At 72.9% G+C, this 3,605-nt stretch carries 3 protein-coding genes and 1 pseudogene; 3 read left to right on the top strand and 1 reads right to left on the bottom strand.

Translation table 11 applies throughout. From position 1 onward, the window contains the following. Positions 1-566 (bottom strand): annotated as a pseudogene (locus RIF68_RS30880) (glycogen debranching enzyme); the annotation flags it as partial. 138 nt (positions 567-704) lie between these two features. Here RIF68_RS30880 and RIF68_RS30875 point away from each other — a divergent pair. The 3 genes from RIF68_RS30875 to RIF68_RS30865 form a co-directional block, all read left to right on the top strand. Then, complete coding sequence (locus RIF68_RS30875; protein ID WP_309054572.1) at positions 705-1,610, top strand: Tat pathway signal sequence domain protein; 906 nt, start codon at positions 705-707, stop codon at positions 1,608-1,610. Between the two features lie 54 nt (positions 1,611-1,664). After that, a complete protein-coding gene (locus tag RIF68_RS30870; RefSeq protein ID WP_309054571.1) occupies positions 1,665-2,987 on the top strand; it encodes a copper amine oxidase in 1,323 nt (440 codons plus the stop codon). Between the two features lie 68 nt (positions 2,988-3,055). After that, the coding region (locus tag RIF68_RS30865; protein WP_309054570.1) for an SAV2148 family HEPN domain-containing protein at positions 3,056-3,605 on the top strand (550 nt) is incomplete at its 3' end.

The following is a 3,605-nucleotide window of genomic DNA, read 5'->3' as shown; positions in this document are numbered from 1 at the left end:
CCGATCACGGCCGGGTGCGCGAGGCCCGCGTACGTACCGCGCAGTTCCTCCGGCAGCTCCGGGTGCAGCATCGTCAGGCCCTTCACATGGGCCTCGTAGATCACCGTGTGGTGGTACTCGGTGCGCGGACGTCGGTCGTCGCCCCAGTCGAAGTACGGGTTGACGACGACGGAGGTCATCGTGTGCGGGGCCGAGTCCAGGTCGTTGCGCGCGTCCGGCCGCCCGAAGGGGTACCCGTACACCGCCTCGCCCCAGCTGATCTGCCCCGACACCGCCCGCGCGTACGGGTCGAGCAGCAGCTTCGCCGCGTTGCAGCGCAGCCCCTGCTCCGGCTCGTACGGGCCGTGGACGCGGAAGCCGTACCGCTGACCCGGCATCACGCCCGGCAGATAGGCGTGCCGCACGAACGCGTCGCTCTCGCGCAGCTCGACCGCCGTCTCCGAACCGTCGTCATGGATCAGGCACAACTCGATTCTGTGCGCGGCCTCCGAGAAGACCGCGAAGTTGGTTCCCGCTCCGTCGTACGTGGCGCCCAGGGGATACGCCCGTCCCGGCCAGACCTGCATGAATGCGACTCTTCCTCTTCTGTCCGGATACAGGGGATGTTCCTCGGCCAGATCCTGCCCGAAAAGCGGGCAACCTCCTAGGACTTCGCCCCGTCCTACCGGGTGACCGAAGACCGAGCGGGGGGAAGAGGGGGAAGTGTGTACGAAATAGCGCGCCGCCACCTGGGGAAGGTGGTGGCCGGAGCGGCGATGGCGGTGACGGGAACCGCCGTCGCGGTGGCCATCGGCATGCCGGGCACGGCGGGGGCCGACGACACGCCGAGCGGCCGTGGCGCCCCGGCCGCCGCCGGCACGGCGGGGCAGGTGACGGGCACCGGCAACGGCGCGGCCGGCACCGGTGAAGGGGCCGGGGCGGCCGACGCGGCGGGAACGCCGCGGACCGACGCGGGGGCGCAGGGCGCGGCCACCGCACCGCCGCCCGCGAGCGTGGCGCCGCCGGCGCCCGAGGGGGAGAAGGGGGTGGGCACCGACCCGCTCACCGACGACGAGCTGGCCCGGGCCGAGACGCTGGCGCTGACCCCGCCCGGCACCGCCGCCCGGCAGAACGCCGACGGCGGCCGGGGACCGCAGCACCTGGCCACCGAACTCGCCGACCCGCTGCCCGGCGAGGGCGAGACCGGCCCGGCACCGCGCCGCGCCCAGGTCCGCTTCTACGACTACGCGCGCGACGAACTCCTCACGCGCACCGTCAACCTCGACACCGGCAAGGTCGAGCGCACCGGCGTCCAGCGCGGGGTCCAGCCCTCCGCCCACCCCGAGGAACTGCGCGAAGCCCTCGAACTCATCCTCGCGAGCCCGCTGGGCAAGGGCGTCAAGGAGGACTACAAGGACGCCACCGGCAAGGAGCTCACCACCACCGGCCAGCTCTGGTTCAACGGCGACGTCTACCGCACCTACCGCGAGGCCAACGTGCCCGCCCAGCTCGCCCGCTGCGGCGAGCACCGCTGCGTCCGGCTGGTCACCAAGGTCCTCAACGGGGCCTGGATCGACACCCGGAACCTGATCGTCGACCTCTCCGCCAGGACCGTCGTCCGCGTCGGCTGACCACCGCCGCCCGGCCCTGCCGCCTTCACGACCCGTACGAGGGAGTACGCACGCATGTCCACCCAGCCACACCGGCGCGCCCGCACCCGGGGCGCCGTCCTCACCGCCGCCGCCGTGCTCGGCGCCGCCACGGCCACCGCCGGGCCCGCCACCAGTGCCGGCGCCGCGCCCCCGCCGCCCCCGCCGACCGGCAACCGCTCCGTCCACGCCGACTGCTCGGACGCCTACCGCATCACCCAGAAGCTCGACGGCGGCGCCGTCTGGCGCATGTGCTGGCGCTACAGCACCGACGCCGGACTGATCCTCGACAAGGTCACGTACCAGCCGCCCGGCGCCCAGGCCCCCGTCAGGGTCCTCAAGACCGCCCGGCTCGCCCAGATCCACGTCCCCTACGACGACGGCGGCGCCGAGTACGACGACCTCACCGGCGCCGGCTTCGGCTGGGGCCTGCAGGAGCTCAAGCCCGCCGAATGCCCGGGCGGCACCCTCACCACCGTCAAGGTCCCGGACCTCGGCCAGGTCAAGGGCCTGTGCACCACCACCCGGGCCCGCGGACACGCCTACCGCATGGCCAGCGACGGCGGCGGCAAGGTCTGGCAGGCCCAGGCCAAGGACCTGCTCGTCTACACCGTCAACAAGGTCGGCTGGTACGAGTACATCTCCGAGTGGCGCTTCTCCTCCGACGGCACCATCGGGGCCAACGTGGGCGCCACCGGCAGCCTCTCGCCCGTCGACTACAACGCCACCGACGGCCGCGGCTGGCCCATCGGCAAGGGCGCCCGCTCCTACGCCACCAGCCACGCCCACAACGTCTTCTGGAAGCTCGACTTCGGCCTCGACGGCGCCAAGGACCGCATCGAGCAGTTCGACTCCACCGTCACCGCGCCGCCCGCCGGCGGTGGCGGCCCCACCGTGAAGACCAAGCGCACCCCCGTCACCAAGGAACTCGCCGGGGACGCGAAGAACATGCGCTGGTGGCGCGTGGTCAGCGGCACCGGCAAGAACGCCGACGGCCACGCCCGCTCGTACGAGATCGTCCCCGGCCACACCGACACCCACGCCGGGCGCGGCTTCACCCGGCACGACGTCTACTTCACCCAGGCCCGCGCCTGCGAGCAGTTCGCGAGCAACAACATCGGTGACTGCGGGCCCCGCGGCGGCGACAGCGTCGACAAGTGGGTCAACGGCGAGACGCTCACCACACCGTCCGTGTGGGTCAACATCGGGTTCCACCACATCGCCCGGGACGAGGACCAGCAGCCCATGCCGGTCCACTGGCAGGGCTTCCAGCTCGCGCCCCGGGACGTAACCGCTATGAATCCGCTCACTCCGTCCGAACTCGCCTCCCAGAACGGTCAGCCCGATCTGGGCAGTTGAGCAAGCAGCCTGTCGATCCTGCTGCACCGCCTCCCGCTCCCGGAGTACCCTTCCTTGATCGTTGACGGATGTGCACAGACGGGCGTCCAGGAGCAGAAGGCGGTGCGTGGGTGAGCTCGGGAGGCCGGGAGCTGCCCCCAGGGGACGCGGGTCACGAAGGGGGGCCCGCGGACCCCGCGGAGGCGCCCCCGGGAGCGGACGCCCCACCGGGGACGGCCGTACCCCCCGGCACGGTGCCGGTCGCCCGGCCCGTGGAGATCGGGGCGGAACTCGACTGGGGGGCCGAGGCCTGGAGCGAGGTGCGCACCCGCGCCCAGCGCGCCGGCCGCGCCTACATCTGGCTGAACCTGGTCGAGCAGCGCATGCGGGCCGTGGTCGCGGCCGTGCTCCGGCCCGTGTACGAACCCGTGCACGGCGAGGAGTGGGTGGTGGCCGCGGCCGGTCCGGCCGGACAGGAATGGGTCCAGCGGGCCGCCGCCGTGCGCGAGGTCTCGCGCCGCAAGGGCTATCTGCTCGACCCGGCCGACGACAACGTGCTCAGCTTCCTCACGCTGCCGCAGCTGCGCGAGCTGATGGTGCAGCACTGGCCCTGCTTCGAGCCCTACTTCGACGACCGGC

Origin of the sequence: Streptomyces sp. (genome assembly GCF_031178505.1) — a bacterium.
In the GTDB taxonomy this organism is placed as follows: domain Bacteria; phylum Actinomycetota; class Actinomycetes; order Streptomycetales; family Streptomycetaceae; genus Streptomyces; species Streptomyces gulbargensis.
This window is presented reverse-complemented; position numbering and strand designations above follow the sequence as displayed.